This is a genomic window from Buttiauxella sp. (assembly GCF_049686335.1).
GTDB lineage: Bacteria > Pseudomonadota > Gammaproteobacteria > Enterobacterales > Enterobacteriaceae > Buttiauxella.
Genome location: NZ_JBAVHX010000008.1, coordinates 216,194 through 237,411 on the forward strand (window position 1 = coordinate 216,194; position 21,218 = coordinate 237,411).

Annotated in this window: 19 protein-coding genes and 1 pseudogene; 14 read left to right on the plus strand and 6 right to left on the minus strand. The window is 50.3% G+C overall.

Features of this window, described 5'->3' with window-relative positions:
* Positions 1–122: 122 nt before the first annotated feature.
* The 4 genes from WBL83_RS06320 to rlmM all read left to right on the plus strand — a co-directional run bounded on the left by WBL83_RS06320 (position 123) and on the right by rlmM (position 3,162).
* A complete protein-coding gene (locus WBL83_RS06320) occupies positions 123–350 on the plus strand; it encodes a YgdI/YgdR family lipoprotein (RefSeq protein WP_183270466.1) in 228 nt (75 codons plus the stop codon).
* A 356-nt stretch (positions 351–706) separates the two neighbouring features.
* Complete coding sequence (gcvA, locus tag WBL83_RS06325; RefSeq protein ID WP_064543831.1) at positions 707–1,624, plus strand: glycine cleavage system transcriptional regulator GcvA; 918 nt, start codon at positions 707–709, stop codon at positions 1,622–1,624.
* A 49-nt stretch (positions 1,625–1,673) separates the two neighbouring features.
* Positions 1,674–2,069, plus strand: a complete 396-nt coding sequence (locus tag WBL83_RS06330) for a DUF423 domain-containing protein (protein WP_424588346.1) — start codon at positions 1,674–1,676, stop codon at positions 2,067–2,069.
* Complete coding sequence (gene rlmM, locus WBL83_RS06335; RefSeq protein WP_424588347.1) at positions 2,062–3,162, plus strand: 23S rRNA (cytidine(2498)-2'-O)-methyltransferase RlmM; 1,101 nt, start codon at positions 2,062–2,064, stop codon at positions 3,160–3,162. The genes WBL83_RS06330 and rlmM overlap by 8 nt, the downstream gene beginning before the upstream one ends.
* Positions 3,163–3,324: 162 nt before the next feature.
* On the opposite strand, the gene xni is transcribed toward rlmM, so the two are convergent.
* Entirely contained in the window at positions 3,325–4,119 is a 795-nt protein-coding gene (gene xni, locus WBL83_RS06340) for a flap endonuclease Xni (protein ID WP_424588348.1), read from the minus strand.
* A 304-nt stretch (positions 4,120–4,423) separates the two neighbouring features.
* Here xni and WBL83_RS06345 point away from each other — a divergent pair, with 304 nt between their 5' ends.
* Entirely contained in the window at positions 4,424–5,608 is a 1,185-nt protein-coding gene (locus WBL83_RS06345; RefSeq protein ID WP_424588452.1) for a PLP-dependent aminotransferase family protein, read from the plus strand.
* A 52-nt stretch (positions 5,609–5,660) separates the two neighbouring features.
* Here WBL83_RS06345 and kdgT read toward each other — a convergent pair whose 3' ends face one another.
* The gene (kdgT, locus tag WBL83_RS06350) at positions 5,661–6,656 is read right to left on the minus strand and encodes a 2-keto-3-deoxygluconate transporter (RefSeq protein ID WP_424588349.1); all 996 of its coding nucleotides are present in this window, start codon (positions 6,654–6,656) and stop codon (positions 5,661–5,663) included.
* A gap of 409 nt (positions 6,657–7,065) precedes the next feature.
* Here kdgT and kduI point away from each other — a divergent pair, with 409 nt between their 5' ends.
* Positions 7,066–7,902, plus strand: a complete 837-nt coding sequence (gene kduI / locus WBL83_RS06355; RefSeq protein ID WP_367594360.1) for a 5-dehydro-4-deoxy-D-glucuronate isomerase — start codon at positions 7,066–7,068, stop codon at positions 7,900–7,902.
* Between the two features lie 222 nt (positions 7,903–8,124).
* On the opposite strand, the gene WBL83_RS06360 is transcribed toward kduI, so the two are convergent.
* The 4 genes from WBL83_RS06360 to queF form a co-directional block, all read right to left on the minus strand.
* Positions 8,125–9,489, minus strand: a complete 1,365-nt coding sequence (locus tag WBL83_RS06360; RefSeq protein WP_424588350.1) for an L-serine ammonia-lyase — start codon at positions 9,487–9,489, stop codon at positions 8,125–8,127.
* A 69-nt stretch (positions 9,490–9,558) separates the two neighbouring features.
* Positions 9,559–10,857: an HAAAP family serine/threonine permease gene (locus WBL83_RS06365; RefSeq protein WP_424588351.1), complete on the minus strand. Its 1,299-nt coding sequence runs from the start codon at positions 10,855–10,857 to the stop codon at positions 9,559–9,561.
* A gap of 485 nt (positions 10,858–11,342) precedes the next feature.
* Positions 11,343–12,707 carry a nucleotide 5'-monophosphate nucleosidase PpnN gene (ppnN, locus tag WBL83_RS06370; protein WP_424588352.1) on the minus strand — a complete coding sequence of 455 codons (1,365 nt, stop codon included), beginning with the start codon at positions 12,705–12,707 and terminating at the stop codon, positions 11,343–11,345.
* A gap of 115 nt (positions 12,708–12,822) precedes the next feature.
* Positions 12,823–13,665, minus strand: a complete 843-nt coding sequence (gene queF, locus WBL83_RS06375) for an NADPH-dependent 7-cyano-7-deazaguanine reductase QueF (protein WP_424588353.1) — start codon at positions 13,663–13,665, stop codon at positions 12,823–12,825.
* Positions 13,666–13,733: 68 nt separating this feature from the next.
* Here queF and syd point away from each other — a divergent pair, with 68 nt between their 5' ends.
* From syd to WBL83_RS06415, 8 genes and pseudogenes are all read left to right on the plus strand, one after another.
* A complete protein-coding gene (syd, locus tag WBL83_RS06380) occupies positions 13,734–14,282 on the plus strand; it encodes a SecY-interacting protein (RefSeq protein ID WP_424588354.1) in 549 nt (182 codons plus the stop codon).
* Positions 14,283–14,953: 671 nt separating this feature from the next.
* Entirely contained in the window at positions 14,954–15,283 is a 330-nt protein-coding gene (locus WBL83_RS06385; RefSeq protein WP_424588355.1) for a YqcC family protein, read from the plus strand.
* Complete coding sequence (gene truC, locus WBL83_RS06390) at positions 15,283–16,053, plus strand: tRNA pseudouridine(65) synthase TruC (protein WP_424588356.1); 771 nt, start codon at positions 15,283–15,285, stop codon at positions 16,051–16,053. The genes WBL83_RS06385 and truC overlap by 1 nt, the downstream gene beginning before the upstream one ends.
* A 27-nt stretch (positions 16,054–16,080) precedes the next feature.
* Complete coding sequence (locus WBL83_RS06395) at positions 16,081–16,530, plus strand: flavodoxin (protein WP_424588357.1); 450 nt, start codon at positions 16,081–16,083, stop codon at positions 16,528–16,530.
* A gap of 319 nt (positions 16,531–16,849) precedes the next feature.
* Positions 16,850–18,220 carry an MFS transporter gene (locus WBL83_RS06400; RefSeq protein WP_424588358.1) on the plus strand — a complete coding sequence of 457 codons (1,371 nt, stop codon included), beginning with the start codon at positions 16,850–16,852 and terminating at the stop codon, positions 18,218–18,220.
* Between the two features lie 2 nt (positions 18,221–18,222).
* Positions 18,223–19,563, plus strand: a complete 1,341-nt coding sequence (locus tag WBL83_RS06405; protein ID WP_424588359.1) for an enolase C-terminal domain-like protein — start codon at positions 18,223–18,225, stop codon at positions 19,561–19,563.
* 29 nt (positions 19,564–19,592) lie between these two features.
* Positions 19,593–20,933 carry a glucarate dehydratase gene (gene gudD / locus WBL83_RS06410; RefSeq protein ID WP_424588360.1) on the plus strand — a complete coding sequence of 447 codons (1,341 nt, stop codon included), beginning with the start codon at positions 19,593–19,595 and terminating at the stop codon, positions 20,931–20,933.
* A 40-nt stretch (positions 20,934–20,973) separates the two neighbouring features.
* Positions 20,974–21,105 (plus strand): annotated as a pseudogene (locus WBL83_RS06415) (glycerate kinase); the annotation flags it as partial.
* Between the last annotated feature and the right edge of the window lie 113 nt (positions 21,106–21,218).

Genomic DNA, 21,218 nt, shown 5'->3' on the forward strand with positions numbered 1-21,218 from the left:
AATATTCTGCTTCACCAGGCAAGGTTCGGGAAAGAGGGTTATGCTAATTACTGTTAGGTGAATGTTTCACCTCAGTTATTTTTAAGAGTAATTCAGAATTAATCGCTACTAAGGAGAAGAATATGAACAAGGCAGCCGCAGCAGTATCCGCAGGTCTTATGGTTTTCGCGCTTTCAGCATGTTCAAGCCCGAACTACGTGATGCACACCAATGATGGCCGAAGCATTGTCGCCGATGGCAAACCGCAAACCGATGATGAAACAGGGATGATTCAGTACAAAGATGCTAATGGGAATAAACAGCAGATTAACCGTACTGATGTAAAAGAGATGGTTGAGCTGGATCAGTAATCTTTTTGCTCAAACTACAGGCAAAAAAAAGCACCGCAATTTGCGGTGCTACATTAATCACTATGGACAGACAGGGTAAATGTACAGGAAGTGAAAAAGGGGTAGCTTAGCTACCGGGGTCTGGAATGCCAGACCAATTGCAAACACAACAACACAACATCACAACCGTAAGCCAAAAGCCCTCCGAAACACGCATTTCAGATAACTTTTCGTTCCGGCTCAGGAAGTGACGCCACTATAGGTATTTGCTGGTGCATCCTCAACGGACAATTTATAATGGCTCAGATAAAAAAAACTAATAGGTTAACTAAGTTCACCTGTTTGTTAATAGACTTTAACATTTAAGCCAATCAACTATGTCCAAGCGTTTGCCACCTTTAAATGCCTTACGTGTATTTGACGCCGCCGCTCGTCACCTGAGTTTTACTAAAGCCGCCGAAGAATTATTCGTGACTCAAGCCGCCGTCAGCCATCAGATTAAGTCCCTGGAGGATTTTCTGGGCCTGAAATTGTTCCGCCGTCGCAACCGTTCGTTGCTGCTGACGGAAGAAGGACAGAGTTACTATCTGGACATCAAAGAGATATTTTCGCAGTTAACCGAGGCAACCCGTAAGCTACAAGCGCGGAGTGCAAAGGGCGCGTTAACGGTCAGTCTTTTGCCTAGTTTTGCCATTCATTGGCTCGTGCCGCGGTTAACTAGCTTTAACACAGCTTATCCGGGAATCGACGTTCGTATACAGGCTGTTGACCGTCAGGAAGATAAACTTTCGGATGATGTCGACGTCGCTATTTTTTACGGACGTGGCAACTGGCCGGGTCTGCGTGTGGAAAAATTGTACGCAGAATATCTGCTGCCAGTCTGTTCCCCGATGCTTTTAACCGGCGACAAACCCATCAAAACCCCAGAAGATCTCGCGCATCATACTTTATTGCATGATGCGTCTCGTCGTGACTGGCAGACCTACACTCGCCAATTGGGAGTCAGCCATATCAATGTGCAGCAAGGTCCGATCTTCAGCCACAGTGCGATGGTGCTCCAGGCCGCGATTCACGGGCAAGGCATTGCTTTAGCAAACAATGTTATGGCGCAGTCAGAGATTGAAGCGGGTCGTTTAGTTTGCCCGTTCAACGATGTTCTGGTGAGTAAAAACGCCTTTTATCTTGTTTGTCATGACAGCCAGGCAGAACTGGGTAAAATAGCGGCCTTCAGGCAGTGGATTTTGGCGAAAACAGCGAGCGAACAAGAAAAATTCCGTTTTCGCTACGATCAGTAAGCAAACCAGCGCGTAGGCATGCCCCTACGCCTTACTTTAGGGTTACACCATGACCAGCCGATTCATGCTGATTTTTACCGCAATTAGCGGTTTTATCTTTGTCGCCCTTGGCGCCTTTGGGGCACACGTATTAAGTAAAACGCTTGGTGTTGTTGAGATGGGGTGGATTCAAACCGGCCTCGAATATCAGGCATTTCATACGTTAGCGATTTTTGGTCTGGCCGTTGCGATGCAGCGCCGGATTAGCATTTGGTTTTACTGGAGCAGCGTATTTATGGCTCTGGGTACAGTTCTGTTCAGCGGCAGTCTTTATTGCCTGGCGCTGTCTCACTTACGCCTGTGGGCGTTTGTTACTCCCGTCGGTGGAATGAGTTTTCTCGCCGGTTGGATCTTGATGTTGATTGGTGCAATGCGCCTGAAACGTAAGGGCGCAAGCCATGAATAAAGTTATTTTGTACTGCCGACAAGGCTTTGAGAAAGAGTGTGCGGCGGAGATTACCGATAAAGCCAACCAGCGTGGCGTGTATGGTTTTGCACGAGTCAAAGAAAACAGCGGCTACGTGATTTACGAATGTTATCAGCAAGATGAAGCTGACAAACTGGCGCGTGAATTGCCGTTCCGGGATCTGATCTTTGCTCGTCAAATGATCGTTGCGGGTGAACTGCTCAAAGATCTTCCTCCTGAAGATCGTATTACCCCGATAACCGGCATGCTAACTGGCGTGGTAGAGAAAGGTGGAGATCTGCGTGTTGAAGTGGCTGATACCAACGAAAGCAAAGAGCTGATGAAGTTCTGCCGTAAGCTGACAGTGCCGTTGCGCGCCAGCCTGCGTGAAGCCGGTATCCTGACCAATTACGAAACGCCAAAACGTCCGGTGGTGCATGTGTTCTTTATCGCACCGGGATGTTGTTACACCGGCTATTCCTATACCACCAACAATTCTCCTTACTATATGGGGATCCAACGCCTGAAGTTGCCTTCTGAGGCACCCAGCCGTTCAACGCTGAAACTGGAAGAAGCTTTTCATACCTTCATTCCGGCTGATGAGTGGGACGAGCGTCTGGCAAACGGAATGCATGCCGTTGACCTTGGAGCCTGTCCTGGGGGTTGGACTTACCAGTTAACGCAACGCAACATGTGGGTTTGTTCTGTCGATAACGGCCCAATGGCGCAAAGCCTGATGGATACCGGGCAAGTCACCTGGTTGCAGGAAGATGGTTTTAAATACAAGCCAACCCGCAACAACATCTCCTGGATGGTGTGCGATATGGTAGAGAAACCGGCGAAAGTGGCAAACCTGATGGCGACCTGGCTAGTGAACGGCTGGTGCCGCGAAACCATTTTTAACCTCAAGTTGCCGATGAAAAAGCGCTACGAAGAAGTGTCGCAAAATCTGGCACTGATTCATGAAAAACTGGCAGAGCATGGTATCAGTGCCGAGATTCAGGCGCGCCAGTTGTACCATGACCGCGAAGAAGTGACCGTACACGTGCGCCGTATGTGGGCAGCCGTTGGCGGGCGTCGCGACGAGCGATAATTTAATCACCCTCACCCCGACCCTCTCCCTGAGGGAGAGGGGGAACACCCAGGATTTAAACCGTTGAGTTCCCTCTCCTGAGGGAGAGCGGGAACACCCCAGAGATAAACGGTTAATTTCCCTCTCCCTCAGGGAGAGGGGGAACACCCAGGATTTAAACCGTTAAGTTCCCTCTCCTGAGGGAGAGGGCCAGGGTGAGGGCGTTCCACCAGGCAGTCTCAACTGCTGCAAATTCCCATCAAGCTGTAAATCTGTCTGCAATTGCGCCACCTGGCGGCTGATAAACGCACTTTCCCGATGCTGCTCTAACTTCTTGCGCCATTTCTCAGGTACTTCATCCAGGTGTTCGTACAGCGCTTCAAGCGTTGAAAACTGATTGATTAACTGCGTGGCACTTTTCGGCCCGATCCCCGGTACACCAGAGATTTTGCTGCTGCTAATCCCCGCCAGCCCCCAGAAATCAGCAAGCTGTTCTGGCAGCACGCCATATTCCTGCGCGATAAAAGGCGCATCCAGCCAGCGTTTTTGAAAATAGTCGCGGATTTGAATCGTGGGTGCGAGTAACTGGCAAAACCCTTTATCGGTCGAGACAATGGTGGCGCGATGGCCACTTGCTGCTATTTTTACAGCCAGCGTTGCCGCCAGGTCATCAGCTTCATTTCCATGAGAGTGCCAGCACGGCACGCCTCTTTTGGCGAAGGCTGCACGCAATATGGGCATCTCTTGATGTAAGGTATCTGGCATTGGTACACGGCCAGCTTTATAGTCTGGCAAGACCTGATGTCGCCAGCCTTCGCGACGGTCTTCGTCATCAAAGACGGCAACGGCATGTGTGGGCTGACTGTGTGTTATCAGCGCATCAAGGGCGTGCAGGCAAGTATCAACGCAGGGTGAGCCTTGAACCGCATGAATACGGCGTATTAAGTTCAGGGCATCAACGATAAGTAAATGAATCATCTTGGATATTTCGCTTTCGACATTCTCTTGATACACAGTAACATTTCTGTGAGATGACCGCGAACGCGAGACTTAAATTCAGGAAAGCCGCTCGCAAAAAAGCATTGTCTGAAATACATTGCTAAGTAATTAGGTTGCTATATATATGCCCATTAGCGTTCGAGATGCCGGTAGGCGGCAAGGATGAGAGTCCCCAGGAGCTTACTTGAGTAAGTAACTGGGGCGAGCATCTGCAGCCAACACCCCTGCGGCTTGAAGGATGATGGGGATATTTTAAATGAATAGAAAAATCAGAGACAACAACATGAGTAATAGTTCACACCTCGCGCACCGTATTCAGGCTCTACAACCTTCAGCAATCAGAGAATTGTTAAAGCACAGCAAAATGCCAGGCGTCATTTCCCTGGCTGGCGGCATTCCTTCCAGTGAGTTGTTCGATAGAGAAGGTCTGGGCATTGCGACACAGAAAGTGGTCGCTGAGAACTTTAACGACGCGTTTCAGTACGGTTTGACCGAAGGCACCGTTGAGTTACGTCAGCAATTGGTCGGGTTGTGCCAGGAACGTGGTATCACCACCAACCCGGATCAACTTCTGGTCACCTCAGGTTCGCAACAGGCATTGGATTTATTGATGCGCGCGCTGGTGAATCCGGGCGATGTTTTTGTTGTTGAGCGTCCGACCTATCTGGCTACGCTGCAAATCCTCAGCCTGAATGAGGCCGATGTGAAATCTGTGGGCAGCGATGAGCACGGGATGATTGTCGATGAGCTCGAAGAGCTACTCAAAACGACCACCATCAAAGGTGTTTATCTGGTGCCAACTTTTGGCAACCCAAGTGGCACCACATTAAGTGCCAGCCGCCGTGAGCAACTGGTCAAACTGGCAGAACAGCATCACTTCGTTATCGTCGAAGATGATCCGTATGGCGCAATCAGCTTCACTGAAACGCGTGAGAAAACCTTGCTGCAAGTTGCGACAGAACGCGGCAGCCAGGAAAATGTGGTTTATACCTCGACGTTTTCTAAAATTCTGGCGCCAGGCCTGCGAGTAGGCTGGATTGTACTGCCGGAGTGGATGAAGCAAAAAGTGGCCATCATCAAACAAGCCACGGATTTACACGCCAACTCTTTTACCCAATCGCTGGTGTCGGCGTATCTGACGCTGGATCGCCTGAATCCACAAATTGAGCTGATTCGTGACGCGTATAAGAAGAAGTGCCTGAGCCTGTCCACGTTCTTGCATCAGGAATTGGGTGAGCACATCACCTTTAACCAGCCGCAGGGCGGGATGTTCCTGTGGGCGGCGTTCCGTTATGAGTTTGATACAACTCGCTGGTTACAGCAGACACTGGAAAAGGGTGTGGTGTATGTGCCTGGCGAGTTCTTCTTTAGCGATCACGCGGATAAGAAAACGCTACGTTTCTCTTACGCAACAGCCACCGAAGAGCAGCTTTATGAAGCGGTACAACGCTTAAAAGCGGCGCTGTAAGACGAAAAAATGGAGCCGACAGGCTCCATTTTTGTATTACGTGTTTTAACTATTAATGTGAAAGTTCCACCACATCATCAGTTTCATTCTTTGGAGCAACTTTCCCACCCATACGTCTTGAATACAGTGCGGTAATGATTGGCACCAGAATCGCGGTCACAATCACGCTCGCTGCAACCAGCGCGGTTGCTGACGCTGCAACTGGCTCAAATGCCGGGTTGATTTGCGCAATGATAACCGGGTTAGCCACCGCAGCGCCTGCTGCCGATGAAGCTGCAATACCCGCTGTACCGTTGCCGCCACCAATGTATTTGTCAGCCAGAATCAATGGAATACCGGTAACAACGATAACCGCAACACCCAGCATGATACCCAGCAAGCCGGTGTCCATAATCACGCCCAGGTTAATGGTGTTACCCAGCGCAAAGCCGAAGAATGGAATCAGCACGGGTGTTGCTTTGCTGAAGAAGGTACGGAAATCGTGGTCCAGGTTACCTAATGCAAAACCAATCAGGAATGGCAGCACAGCACCGACAAAATGGTGAGCTTCAAAGGATGCCAGACCTGCGGAACCCAGAATCACCATGGTCATCAGTGGGCCAGATTCCAGAGACATCAGAACGAATGCACCTGATTCTTCTTTAGTACCGTATTGGTTCATCAGGCTCGCATACAGGCCACCGTTGGTCATGTCCATCGCAGATACGAGGGCCAGAACAGACAAACCTGCAAACATACCGGTCTGAATACCACCTTCAGGAATAAAGGACGCAGCAATCATTGCCACAACCCAGGCGACCCCAATCTTGGTCAGCACCAGGGTGCCAGATTTACGAAGAACGGTACCCGTTGCACGAAGATCGATTGAAGCGCCAATACAGAAGAACCAAACCGCCAGAATTGGAACGGTTCCGCTTATCATCCCTTTAGTAAATGACCCAAAATAGGCGCCAGTGTCTGGAGCAAAAGTATTTAAAATAGCTCCAAGTATCAATGGAACCAGCATCATCCCACCAGGAATGCGTTCAATGGTAGCTTTAATCTTCATGGTAATTCCTTATGATTTTTTCATTTTTTACAACGTATTAATGAAAAAATGGCGTAACAGTTGGCAGCGAAAACCGTTAGTTTTCCCTTATTATTTAGGTTGTTGGGTCAGAGGTGCTCTTTGCTCTTAATGGCAGTTTCATTAACTTCATTGAGCTAATCACCACGGCTGATGTGCCCCGGCGACGCTTCATGGGATAAACTATCGCTCCATTGGAACTGCAATTCAATCAAAATGAAACAATATTTCAATTTGGATCACATTATTTATTTATTCAGGTGATAAACTGTCTGTGTGGTGCGGTTAATTGTAGTTTCTTTGTGAACAACTATATTTTAATTGCTAAAATATTATTAATAGTAACGGGCGTTATTGTGTTTCCGCCCTTTATTCCCAGTAAGGAAAAGTAATGGACATTCGTCAAAGCATTCATAGTGATCATGCAAAAACCCTGGATACTGCGGGTTTGCGTAAAGAGTTTCTGATCGAGACTATTTTCACGGCCGATCAGTACACCATGACCTACAGCCACATCGACCGCATTATTGTTGGTGGTGTCATGCCAGTAACTCGCACTGTGAGTGTTGGTGGTGAAGTGGGCAAACAGTTGGGCGTGAGCTACTTCCTGGAGCGTCGTGAGCTGGGTGTGATTAACATCGGCGGGCAGGGCACCATTACCGTTGATGGGACTTGCTATGAAATCGGTACCCGTGACGGTTTATATGTCGGTAAAGGGGCGAAGGAAGTCGTGTTTGCCAGCATTGATCCGGCGAACCCGGCACGCTTCTACTACAACTGTGCTCCGGCGCATACCACTTACCCAACCAAACGCGTGACGCCAGCTGATGTGTCTCCAGTGACTCTGGGCGATAGCGTCACCAGCAACCGTCGTACTATCAATAAGTACTTCGTTCCAGACGTCCTGGAAACTTGCCAGTTGAGCATGGGTTTGACAGAGCTGGAACCCGGCAACCTGTGGAACACCATGCCTTGCCACACGCATGAGCGCCGCATGGAAGTGTATTTCTACTTCGGTCTGGAGCAGGACAGCTGCGTATTCCACATGATGGGGCAGCCGCAAGAAACTCGTCACATCGTGATGCAGAACGAGCAAGCCGTGATTTCCCCAAGCTGGTCAATTCACTCAGGTGTGGGTACGCGTGCGTACACATTTATCTGGGGTATGGTTGGCGAGAATCAGGTGTTTGATGATATGGACCACGTAAAAGTGGGCGATCTGCGCTAGTTAATTTTTGGGTGAGGAGTTGTTTTTCCCCTCACCCTAACCCTCTCCCAAAGGAGAGGGGATAGTCCGATATTCTCCCTCTACCCAGGGGTGGGGATAGTCCGTTTTTCTCCCTCTACCCAGGAGTGCGGATAGTCCGCTTTTCTCCCTCTACCCAGGCGAGTGAATTGTCCGCTTTTCTCCCTCTCCTGGGGGAGAGGGTCGGGGTGAGGGCAATTATTCCTAATCGCAGGAAACTTTCATCGCCAGGCCACCACGCGAGGTTTCGCGATATTTGGCATTCATGTCCTTGCCGGTTTCGTACATGGTTTCAATGACTTTATCGAGGCAAACGCGGGGTTCACTGGTACGGCGCAGGGCCATACGCGCAGCATTTACCGCTTTCACCGCAGCGATAGCATTACGTTCGATACATGGCACCTGAACTTGTCCTGCAACCGGGTCGCAAGTCAGACCGAGGTTGTGTTCCATGCCAATTTCCGCCGCAATACAAACCTGAGTAGGGCTACCGCCGAGCAACTCTGCAAGACCCGCAGCCGCCATTGAACAGGCCACGCCAACTTCGCCCTGACAGCCCACTTCTGCGCCTGAAATCGAGGCGTTCATCTTATATAACGAGCCAATCGCACCGGCCGCCAGGAAGTATCGTGCGCAGGAGTTAGCATTCACTTCACGGATGAATTTGTCGTAATAGGCCAGTACCGCAGGAACGATACCGCATGCACCGTTTGTCGGTGCGGTCACCACACGCCCGCCTGCGGCGTTCTCTTCGTTCACTGCCAGCGCAAACATGTTAATCCAGTCTACAACTGCCATGGGATCTGAGTTGTTCTTATCGCTGCTGACCAACATTCTGCGCAACGCGGCGGCACGACGCGGGACACGCATTTTCCCAGGCAGCACGCCTTCGGTGGTGATACCGCGCTCAATACCGCTGCGCATCACGCCCCAAACATCGGCAAAGTGGGCGTCAATTTCAGCCTGCGGACGCATCGCGCGTTCGTTATGCATCATCAAACCAGACAGTGAAAGTCCCGTTTCTTTGCAATGACGCTGTAAATCAGCCGCATTTTTATACGGATACGGTACGGCAACTTGCTCAGTGTCTTCCACGCCAAAATGCGCTTCATCAACGATAAAACCGCCGCCGATGGAGTAATACGTCTGGCTGTAAACCACGTCATTGCCACATAGCGCGGTAATGCGCATCCCGTTTTCATGCAGTGAAAGATTAGCTTCGTGGAAGTTCATGCAGCTATCGACCGGGAACTCCACTTCATGCTGGCCACTGGCTAACATCAGGCGACCGTGAGTATTCACGTCCTGAATGAAATCAGGGATAGCGTCGATGTCGACGGTGTCCGGCAGGTTACCCGCTAGACCCATAATAATGGCGATATCGGTATGGTGACCTTTACCGGTCAGGGAAAGTGAACCGTAGACATCTACGACGACACGCGTGACGTTGTGCAAAATCCCTTGCGCTATCAAATCGTCAGCAAATTGAAAACCTGCTTTCATCGGGCCGACGGTATGGGAACTGGAAGGGCCAATACCGATTTTGAAAATATCGAATACGCTAATCATGTTGCGTCCGTTGCCTGAGTAACTTTAGATGCGAAAAAACCGCCTGTGAGAGCAGGCGGTTTAGAGCTGTTAGATGAACAGAGAGTATAAGGAGTAAGAGATAGCTGAGATTGCGACCAGACCCATAATTACCACAAATACGTTGCTGATATGACCGCTGTATTTGCGCATAGCAGGGACTTTCTGAATCGCATACATCGGCATCAGGAACAGAATCATCGCGATGATTGGGCCGCCGAGGGTTTCAATCATACCCAGAATGCTTGGGTTCAGAGTGGCAACAATCCAGGTCGACACCAGCATGAAGATCGCAGTGATGCGGTTCAGCTTGTTAACTTCAATGCTCTTACCTTTACCACGCAGAGATTTGATAACCATCCCGTTGAAGCCTTCACGCGCACCTAAATAGTGGCCGAGGAAGGATTTGGTGATAGCCACAATCGCGATAATCGGTGCCATCCAGGCGATAACCGGCGCGTTAAAGTGGTTTGCCAGGTAAGACAGAATAGAGATGTTCTGTGCTTTCGCTTCGGCCAGGTTTGCTGGAGAAAGGCTCAGTACGCAGCTGAATACGAAGAACATCACGGTAATAACCATCATGATGTGTGCGTAGGACAGGATGCGAGAACATTTCTTCTCAGCCGCTTCGCCGTACTCATTACGTTTTGCTACTGCAAAAGCAGAAATGATTGGTGAGTGGTTGAAGGAGAACACCATCACTGGGATTGCCAGCCACAGCGTCATCCACAGGCCACTGCCGGTAGCCGGAGTGTTGCTAAAGGACATGGTTTCAAACGCAGCACTGCTCCAGTTTGGAATCAGATACAAGGCCAGAACCATCAGCGCGGCAACAAATGGGAACACCAGAATACTCATCGCTTTTACGATCATCTGCTCGCCGAAACGCACGATGGTCATCAGGCCAACGATCAGGATAAGAGAGAGAAGCGCGCGAGGTGGTGAAACCAGACCCAACTGGTGCGTGATGAAGCTATCGACGGTATTGGTGATAGCGACGCTGTAAACCAACAGAATTGGGTAGATTGCGAAGAAGTAAAGCAGGGTAATCACTTTACCCGCACCTACACCGAAGTGTTCTTCAACAACTTCAGTAATGTCTTCACCCGGGTTTTTGCCTGACAGCACGAAGCGAGTCAGACCACGGTGGGCGAAGAAGGTCATCGGGAAGGCGAGAATTGCCATGATGAACAGCGGGATCAGACCGCCAACACCGGCGTTAATCGGCAGGAACAATACACCTGCACCAATTGCTGTGCCGTACAGGCCCAGCATCCACATGGTATCAGATTTGCGCCAGGAGCTTGCGCTCTCGACAGAGGCAATACTGCCGGTTTGTGTGGTTTCCATCTATTACTTCTCCAAAGGAACATGTGATTCGAAATCTGAGCCAACCGCGATGTATTGCCATTGACGACTGAAACTAAATGCTGTTTCCTGGCATTTTTAAAGTAATTTTTGCCAGTGATAATCAGAGGCCGGAAAGATACATTCATGGAGCGAATTCATCAGTGATCGAGATCGCAATTGTAAGAATCCACTATTTGTGTGGTTTTTTGCAGTTTTTATCGCTGCATCCGATAATTTGAGTGATATTTATACCCTGAAAACTGCCATTACTCAGGTAATAAAAAATTGTTTCATTATTTTATCGCAGCGTAATTGTCTGTTAAAACACGTTTTTTAGCATGGCTGTACGGTAAGTCATCACTTTGCGAGTAGGTGAATATGCTGATACCGGTAACATTGTGACCCGGTAAATTAGCGGGGAATGTTCAGAAAAAGTAGGAAAAAAAGATGGGGAAAAGGGCGGCTACGCACCGCCCTTGTGGGATTTAGGTACAGATTTCGTAGCAAGGGATGTAAGCACTGCCGGGTAATTTCATGCGATGCTGGGCAACAAAGCCCTGAAGCAGATCGTCCATGCGTCTCATCATTTGTGCGTCGCCGTGGATTTTATACGGCCCGTACTGTTCAATCGCGCGGATCCCGCCTTCTTTAACGTTACCCGCAACAATGCCAGAAAACGCCCTGCGTAATGAGGCAGCCAGTTGTTCCGCCGGTTGGTCTGGATACAACTTGAGATTTGCCATGTTCTCATGGGTCGGCTCAAACGGTACCTGCAGATCAGGCGCAATACGAATCGACCAGTTGAAGCTATACGCATCACCCGTTTCGCGGCGATTCTCTTTGACCTGAGGCATCGCTTTTTTCATCTGACGTGCCACTTCAGCCGGATCGTCGATAATGATTTGATAATGACGACGCGCCTGTTCACCCACGGTATTGACGATAAATTCGTCCAGCACGCGGAAGTAATCAGCGCTCTCTTTCGGCCCGGTCAGAATCAAAGGCAATACTTGATCGTGGTTATGCGGGTTCATCAGAATGCCGAGCAGGTATAGCAACTCTTCTGCCGTGCCCACGCCCCCTGGGAAGATGATGATGCCATGCGCGATACGAACAAACGCTTCAAGACGTTTTTCAATGTCCGGCATGATAATCAGCTCGTTAACCAGGGGGTTAGGTGGCTCGGCGGCAATGATTGACGGTTCCGTCATGCCAATAAAGCGGCTTTCTTTGTAACGTTGCTGGGCATGCCCAACCGCAGCGCCTTTCATCGGTGCTTCCATCGCACCTGGGCCACAGCCAGTACAGATATTGAGTTCACGCAGACCCAATTGCGTACCGACGCGACGGGCGTAAAGATATTCGTTTTCGTTAATGGAGTGACCACCCCAACAAACTACAAGGTTTGGCGCTTCGCCAACATGGAGTGCCCGGGCGTTACGTAAGATTGAGAACACCATATTGGTGATATTCGCAGGGTCTTTCAGATCGAGATTCTGGAAACGACCGGCGCTGGAAAGCTGGCCGTTGACGAACAAAATATCGCGTAATACGGCAAACAGGTTAGCTTGCAAAGCTCGAATGATGCGGCCATCAACGAACGCATCATCAGGTGGATTAATCAGTTCAAGTTTGACGCCACGCTCGCGGCGCAACACGTTGATATCGAAGTTTTCGTAACGCGACAACAGCTCTTTACTGCTATCCGTCTGGCTTCCTGAGTTAAGTACGGCAAGTGAACAATTGCGAAACAGTTGATAGAGGTCGCTACTGGCCGTGCGTTTAAGCATATCGACTTCCAGTTGCGACAACATATCCATTGAGCCTAGCGGGCTAATATGTGTAATCAAGTTAACTCCTTACGAAGCGTAAAGTGCCGCTCCCAATGATTACAATAGCCCTGGCAGCCTGGATTTAACAACCTGAAAACAATATTCCCTCTGTAGCCTGCGAGGTGTTTCGCACTTATTGGCGAACCAGGCGACCAAATGCCGGATGGAAATCAGTATTTGTGCGCCATGGATTGATATCCAGACCGCCGCGGCGAGTATATCGCGCATAGACGCTCAGACTTTGTGGGCGACAGAAATGCTGAATATCGTTGAAGATGCGCTCAACGCACTGCTCGTGGAATTCGTTGTGTTGGCGGAAAGAGACCAGATAGCGCAGCAGCTTTTCACGATCGATACGTGGACCACGATAACGAATCTGAACAGAGCCCCAATCCGGCTGGTGGGTTATCAGGCAGTTGGATTTGAGCAAATGGCTCACCAACGTTTCTTCAACAATCTCATCGCCCGCAGCACCGCTCAGGTAATCTGCATTGAATTCGTAGTTATCAATCGTGATATTTTGTTCATCAATACAATCACCAGTGAATGCGGCGATTTCCTGACCTTCAAGTTCATGCAGTCGGAACAACACCACACTGACGTCACCTTGGGCGCATGCGCTTAAATCACGCTTTAAGGCTTCTTCGACGCTATCCCAGTCCGCAAATTTCGTCTGGTTAAAGCTGTTCAAATAGAGTTTGAAACTCTTGGACTCGACCAGATTCACACTGTTTGCATCAAGTTGCACATGTCCAACCGCGACTTGCGGCAAACCGTTGCTGTTCAGCCAGGACAGTTCGTAAAGTGTCCAGATATCACCGCCGCTAAACGGCAAATTATCCGCCTGTAAACCTAGTGGATCACGATTCAGGCTGCGCGGAACGGCTTGTAGCAACGACGGTTGGTATTTATCCTGGTAAGCGGTTGGCTTACCCAGCGTCAGGCCGCTTAGCGCCTGGTGTTTCTCATAAGACATGTGTCACCGATAGAATGCAGGTACAATTGGTCTTTATTGTACCGCACCCTTACCGGAGTGAGAAATTGGTGGATAACGACGTACGTCAGGCGCTGGAAGATTTTACGAATCGCTTTTGTCACGCATGGCGTGAACAGGCGGGTGGATGGCCTGCGAGTGAAGATTTATTTGGTGTGCCGTCCCCGTGTATCGTGACGACAACCGCTGATGATGTGCGCTGGCAGCCGCAACCTTTTACTCCCGCAGCTGACCTGAGCGCTGTTGAACGGGCGATGGATATTGCTCTGCAACCGGGTGCGCATCAGTTTTATACCACTCAGTTTGCAGGCGACATGCCCGCGCTATCTGGTCATCAGGCATTAACGCTTTTACAGGCCTGGAGCGAAGAGGATTTTCAGCGCGTTCAGGAAAACCTGATTGGCCATCTGGTCACGCAAAAGCGTTTAAAACTATCCCCGACTCTGTTCCTTGCTACCACGCCTGATGAAATGGAAGTGGTGTCACTTTGCAATCTCACAGGCGAAGTCGTGCTGGAAAAAATCGGCACCAAACAGCGTACCACTCTCGCACCATCACTGAGTTTGTTCCTTCAGGAGCTTCAGCCGCATGTCATTTAAGCGTTGATCGCTGCTGAACTTGTGAGAGATCTCTTACACAAGCTGTAAGAGATCTCTAACTTTTCTGTAGGGCTTTATATTAGCTTTATTCTGCTAATTATTAATTATCAATGTGTTACTGAAGAATGCTGCTGCTTTTGAATGAAAGTTATCGTAAGCATTGGTTGTGAGTGCCTTGCGAGATTGAACGATTTAGTAGATTCTATGTCTGTCGACAGGGAGTCGGGAGGTGAAGGAGATGTCAGGATGATGTCACTTCATTGAAGAACGGGAACACACCAGGATGGTGTTGCAAGGAAGGCTTCATGATGAAGCAAGGATCACTCAGGAAGAGTAAGGGACACCTCCAGGATGGAGAATGAGAACCGAGCCAGGACGTTCGGTGGGTCTGGAAGACCGAAGGATATTGTATCAGGACGATACGGGACACTCGAGGATGTGAGTAGCAGGACGCGAGTACGACGGAATGTAGGTCAGGAGACCACAGGACATAGTTGTCACGGACGAGCAGGGAGCACCAAAAGTAGCCGGATTAGCTGCGAAACGAACCGGGAGCACTGTTTATACAGTGCTCCCTTTTTTTATGCATTTTTTTCGCCCACAGTAAGAAATGAAGAAAGTAAGAAGTGGTATGCTTGCCGGCTTCTTTTTCACTGATGCCTGAGGTTTTCATGGAACGCCACGCGCTGGTACGCCAGCATCTAAACATCATCGAACAGGTTTTGCGTGACCATCATCATTGGCAGGGCTGTGCGCCAGGTGCCGAAGCCTTTGAAAGTACGCAGCCTTTTTGTCTGGATACTTTGCAACCGACTGAATGGCTGCAATGGGTTTTGATCCCGCGCATGCACGCCATGATAGAAGCGCGCCTTCCTTTACCTGTTGATTTCGCCATCGCGCCTTATTATGAAATGGCGCTCGATGCTGCACATGTCGGCCGTGAGCCGCTCTTAAAAGCGTTACAAGAGCTTGATGCTCTGTTCGCGAGTGACAAAAACTGATGCTGGAAATTATTTATCAGGATGAATGGTTGGTGGCGGTAAACAAACCTTCGGGTTGGTTGGTACACCGAAGCTGGCTGGACCGCCATGAAACCGTGTTTGTGATGCAAACCGTACGTGACCAAATCGGCAAGCACGTTTTTACTGTTCATCGCCTCGACCGACCGACTTCTGGCGTATTGCTAATGGGCCTTTCCAGCGACGTTGCGCGTTTGCTCTCGCAACAGTTTGAAAATCATCAGATTCAGAAGCGTTATCACGCGGTCACTCGCGGCTGGCTTGAAGATGAAGCGGTGCTTGATTATCCACTGGTCGAAGAGCTGGATAAAATTGCGGACAAACACGCCACGCAAGACAAAACCCCGCAGCCAGCGGTCACACATTATCGCGGGCTCGCAACGGTTGAAATGCCGGTTCCGGTGGGCAAGTTTTCCACCGCGCGCTACAGCCTGGTGGAACTGGAACCGAAAACCGGTCGTAAACACCAGTTACGCCGCCATTTATCGCATTTACGCCATCCTATTATTGGCGATTCAAAACATGGCGATTTGCGTCAAAACCGTGGAGCGGCAGAACATTTTGGCTGCCAACGCCTGATGCTACATGCAAGCCAGCTTTCGCTCACGCACCCTGTTACCGGCGAACCGTTATGCTTACGTGCCAGCCTTGATGATACGTGGATGCAGATGATGTCACAGTTTGGCTGGCGGGGATTGCTGAGTGATATCGAAAAGGTTGAGTTTGTGGCAAGCAACGGCCAGGATGAATAATACAGCCGTAACGCAAGGAGTTAACTGATGGCCGAAGTGGGGATTTTTGTAGGAACGATGTATGGAAACTCGCTATTGGTGGCGGAAGAAGCCGAAGCGATTTTAAAAAAGAAAGGTCATAAAGCCACAGTATTCGAAGATCCTGAGCTTGCCGACTGGCAGAAATATCGCGACCAATATGTACTGATTGTCACTTCAACGACGGGCCAGGGTGATTTGCCCGACAGCATCGTTCCCCTGTTTCAGGCAATTAAAGACGAAGTCGGCTACCAGCCTGAATTGCGTTACGGTTTGATTGCGTTAGGCGACAGCAACTATGAACATTTTTGCGGCGGGGGTAAACAATTCGATACCTTACTGCAAGAGCAGGGCGCACAACGTATTGGCACCGTTTTAGCGATTGATGCAAATGATCATCCAGAGCCCGAATCTGTTTCGAACCCATGGGTCGAGCAGTGGGAAACGCTATTAAAGTAATACCATGGCTTTAGAGCGGGTTGGCCTCAGTGTCGCCCGCCATCTCACAAATCCCGCCTAAATATAAGTTTGTTTCAAAAATCGTGAACCATCCCCCAGCTTGTTGGACAGACGCAACAATCTGCTCATTTATCGCGCGGTAAACCTGGGTCTTTGCACGATGAGACCGCTTAACTCCCTTCATATACTTTCCCGCGGCCAAATATAAAACCGCAGATACAGACACACAAAAATACTGTGGACCGGCCAATACCTCATTCTGATATCCCTACAAGTACAGAATGGACTGTAGCTAAAAGCTATGTTTCAGGAGTGCAACATGAATACAATTAGCCAGACGGCGAGCGTTGCTGAAAAGAGAACCAACGCTCGCTATTGGATAGTAGTAATGCTCTTCATCGTCACCTCGTTTAACTACGGTGACCGCGCCACTCTCTCCATTGCCGGCTCAGAAATGGCCAAAGATATCGGCCTTGACCCCATCGGCATGGGATATGTGTTCTCCGCATTTTCCTGGGCCTACGTCATTGGGCAAATCCCTGGCGGCTGGCTGCTTGACCGCTTCGGCTCAAAACGGGTCTATTTCTGGTCAATCTTTATCTGGTCGATGTTCACTTTGCTGCAAGGCTTCGTCGACATCTTCAATGGTTTCGGCATCATCATCGCGCTATTTACCTTGCGCTTCCTGGTGGGGCTGGCCGAAGCACCTTCTTTCCCCGGCAACAGTCGAATCGTCGCTGCGTGGTTCCCGGCGCAAGAACGCGGTACCGCAGTTTCCATTTTTAACTCCGCACAGTATTTCGCCACGGTTATCTTCGCGCCAATCATGGGTTGGTTGACACACGAAGTGGGCTGGTCGCACGTATTCTTCTTTATGGGCGGTCTGGGCATCATCATCAGTTTTGTCTGGTTGAAAGTGATTCATGAGCCAAATAACCATCCGGGGGTAAACCAGAAAGAGCTGGATTACATCGCCGAGGGTGGTGCGCTTATCAACATGGATCAGGCGAAGACCAAAGAAAAAATCCCGATGGCGCAGAAATGGCACCAAATCAGACAGTTGATTGGTTCGCGCATGATGGTGGGGATCTATATCGGCCAGTACTGTATTAACGCCTTAACCTACTTCTTTATTACCTGGTTCCCGGTTTATCTGGTGCAGGAAAAGGGTATGTCGATTTTGAAGGCCGGTTTTGTCGCCTCGGTGCCTGCGGTTTGTGGATTTGTCGGTGGGGTTCTGGGGGGCGTCATTTCCGACTGGCTGATGCGCCGCACCGGTTCACTAAACATTGCCCGTAAAACGCCAATCGTTCTGGGGATGTTGCTCTCGGTTAGCATGGTGTTCTGTAACTATGTTGAATCAGAAATGATGGTAGTAGGATTTATGGCGATGGCGTTCTTCGGTAAAGGCATCGGGGCATTGGGTTGGGCGGTAATGGCCGATACCGCGCCAAAAGAGATCAGTGGTCTTAGTGGTGGCCTGTTCAATATGTTCGGCAATGTCTCCGGTATCGTGACCCCCATTGCCATCGGTTACATCGTCGGCACATCTGGCTCCTTCAATGGCGCGCTGATTTATGTTGGGGTGCATGCGATTGTCGCGGTCTTAAGCTACCTGGTTATCGTAGGCGATATCAAACGTGTGGAGTTGAAACCAGTGACACTCAACTCAGCCGCGAGAGGGCGCTAACCATGAATACTCAGGCAAGCCCGGTGATTACAGATATGAAAGTCATTCCGGTTGCGGGCAATGACAGCATGCTGCTTAACATTGGCGGGGCGCATGGGGCATTTTTCACCCGTAATATTGTGGTGCTCACGGATAACGCCGGAAACACCGGCGTGGGTGAAGCGCCCGGCGGCGAAGTGATTTATCAGACGCTGGTCGATGCTATTCCACAGGTGGTCGGCCAGGAAGTGGCGCGTATGAATCGCGTGGTGCAAAACGTCCATAAAGGTAATCAGTCGGCGGATTTCGATACCTTCGGTAAAGGCGCATGGACCTTTGAATTACGTGTTAATGCGGTGGCGGCACTGGAAGCGGCACTCCTCGATTTACTTGGCAAAGCGCTGAACGTCCCGGTTTGCGAGCTATTAGGTCCGGGAAAACAGCGCGATGAAGTGACTGTACTCGGTTATCTGTTCTATATCGGCGATCGTAACAAAACCGATTTGCCCTACCTGGACGGCAAACATGCTCACCACGCCTGGTACGATTTACGTCACCAGCAGGCGCTCGACAGCCAGTCGATTGTGCGCCTCGCTGAAGCGGCGCAAGACCGTTATGGCTTCAAAGATTTCAAACTGAAAGGGGGCGTATTGCCCGGCGAGCAAGAACTTGAAGCCGCTCGCGAGCTGAAAAAACGTTTTCCAGAAGCACGAATCACCGTGGACCCAAATGGTGCGTGGTTACTGGATGAAGCCATTGCCCTGTGTAAAGGCATGGGCGATGTGCTGACCTATGCCGAAGATCCATGCGGCGCGGAGCAAGGTTATTCGGGGCGTGAAGTGATGGCTGAATTCCGCCGCGCCACGGGTTTACCGGTTGCGACCAATATGATTGCCACCAACTGGCGCGAAATGAACCACGCCATCATGCTTAATGCAGTCGACATTCCGCTGGCGGATCCTCATTTCTGGACGCTTAGCGGGGCCGTTCGCGTTGCACAGCTGTGCGATGAATGGGGTCTGACATGGGGTTGCCATTCCAATAACCATTTCGACATTTCACTGGCGATGTTTACCCATGTGGGGGCTGCGGCACCGGGCAAACCGACCGCCATCGATACCCACTGGATTTGGCAAGAAGGCGACCAGCGTCTGACGAAAAACCCGCTGCAAATCATCAACGGCAAAATTGCTGTACCAGACGCGCCAGGATTAGGCGTGGAGCTTGACTGGGAACAGGTACAGAAAGCCCATGAAGTGTATAAATCCCTTCCTGGTGGCTCACGTAATGACGCGACGGCAATGCAATATCTGGTGCCGAACTGGAAGTTTGATCGCAAACGTCCGGCATTCGGTCGCGGTTAACAGATTCTCGATGACAAGGAATAAGTAAAATGACGATATTCACTTCAACTCCGGTAGTCACCGCTATGCAGGTTATTCCTGTAGCGGGTCACGACAGTATGCTGATGAACCTCAGCGGCGCGCACTCACCTTTCTTCACCCGTAATATTGTGATTATCAAAGATAACTCCGGCCACACTGGCGTGGGTGAAATTCCAGGCGGCGAGAAAATCCGTCAAACGCTTGAAGAAGCCGCTGCGCTGGTGATTGGCAAGACGCTTGGTGAATACAAAAATATTCTCAACCTGGTGCGTGCTGAATTTGCCGATCGCGACTCCGGTGGTCGAGGTTTACAGACTTTTGATTTGCGTACCACCATTCACGTGGTGACCGGTATTGAATCGGCCATGTTAGATTTGCTTGGCCAGCATCTTGGCGTGAACGTGGCTTCTTTGTTGGGCGAAGGACAGCAGCGCAGCGAAGTCGAAATGCTCGGTTACTTGTTCTTTGTCGGCAATCGCAAACAAACACCACTGCCATATCAAAGCCAGCCTGACGAGAAATGCGACTGGTATCGCATTCGCCATGATGAGGCCATGACACCGGATGCGGTGGTGCGTCTGGCAGAGGCGGCATATGAAAAATATGGATTTAATGACTTCAAACTTAAAGGTGGCGTGTTAGCCGGTAGCGAAGAGGCCGAAGCGGTAACAGCGCTGGCAAAACGCTTCCCGCAAGCCCGCGTAACGCTTGATCCTAACGGAGCCTGGTCGCTTGATGAGGCGATTAACATCGGCAAACAATTACGTGGCGTGCTGGCGTATGCCGAAGATCCTTGCGGCGCGGAACAGGGTTATTCCGGCCGTGAAATTATGGCTGAATTCCGCCGTGCCACCGGTTTGCCGACTGCGACCAATATGATTGCCACCGACTGGCGTCAGATGGGCCATACACTTTCGCTGCAATCCGTCGATATTCCGCTGGCTGATCCGCATTTCTGGACCATGCAAGGCTCGGTTCGTGTCGCCCAAATGTGCCACGAATTTGGACTGACCTGGGGCTCGCACTCCAACAACCACTTCGATGTTTCGCTGGCGATGTTTACCCACGTGGCTGCTGCTGCACCGGGCAAAGTGACCGCCATCGACACCCACTGGATTTGGCAAGAAGGTAACCAGCGACTGACTCAACAACCGTTTGAAATCAAAGGTGGCATGGTGCAAGTGCCGTCGACGCCAGGTTTGGGGGTGGAGCTGGATATGGATCGCGTGATGAAAGCGCATGAGCTTTATCAGCAACATGGGCTGGGCGCGCGTGATGATGCGATGGCAATGCAGTACCTGATCCCAGAATGGACCTTTAACAATAAGCGTCCGTGCATGGTCAGATAAACTTTAACCTTACCACTCCCCACATCGCGACGGATGGCACATGAAAATTGTAATCGCACCAGATTCATACAAAAAGAGCCTGACGGCTCTGGAGGTCGCGACACACATTAAAGCGGGTTGTCGGGAAATATTCCCGGACGCCTGTTATGTGAAGGTTCCCGTTGCTGATGGCGTGAAAAGCATCCTGATTGGTATTACCGGGAGCTTAACGCCAGATGTGGGCGTGGTGCATCAGCATGGCATGGATGCCGCTTGCGCTGATCCACCGGACAAAACTGGCGGGGG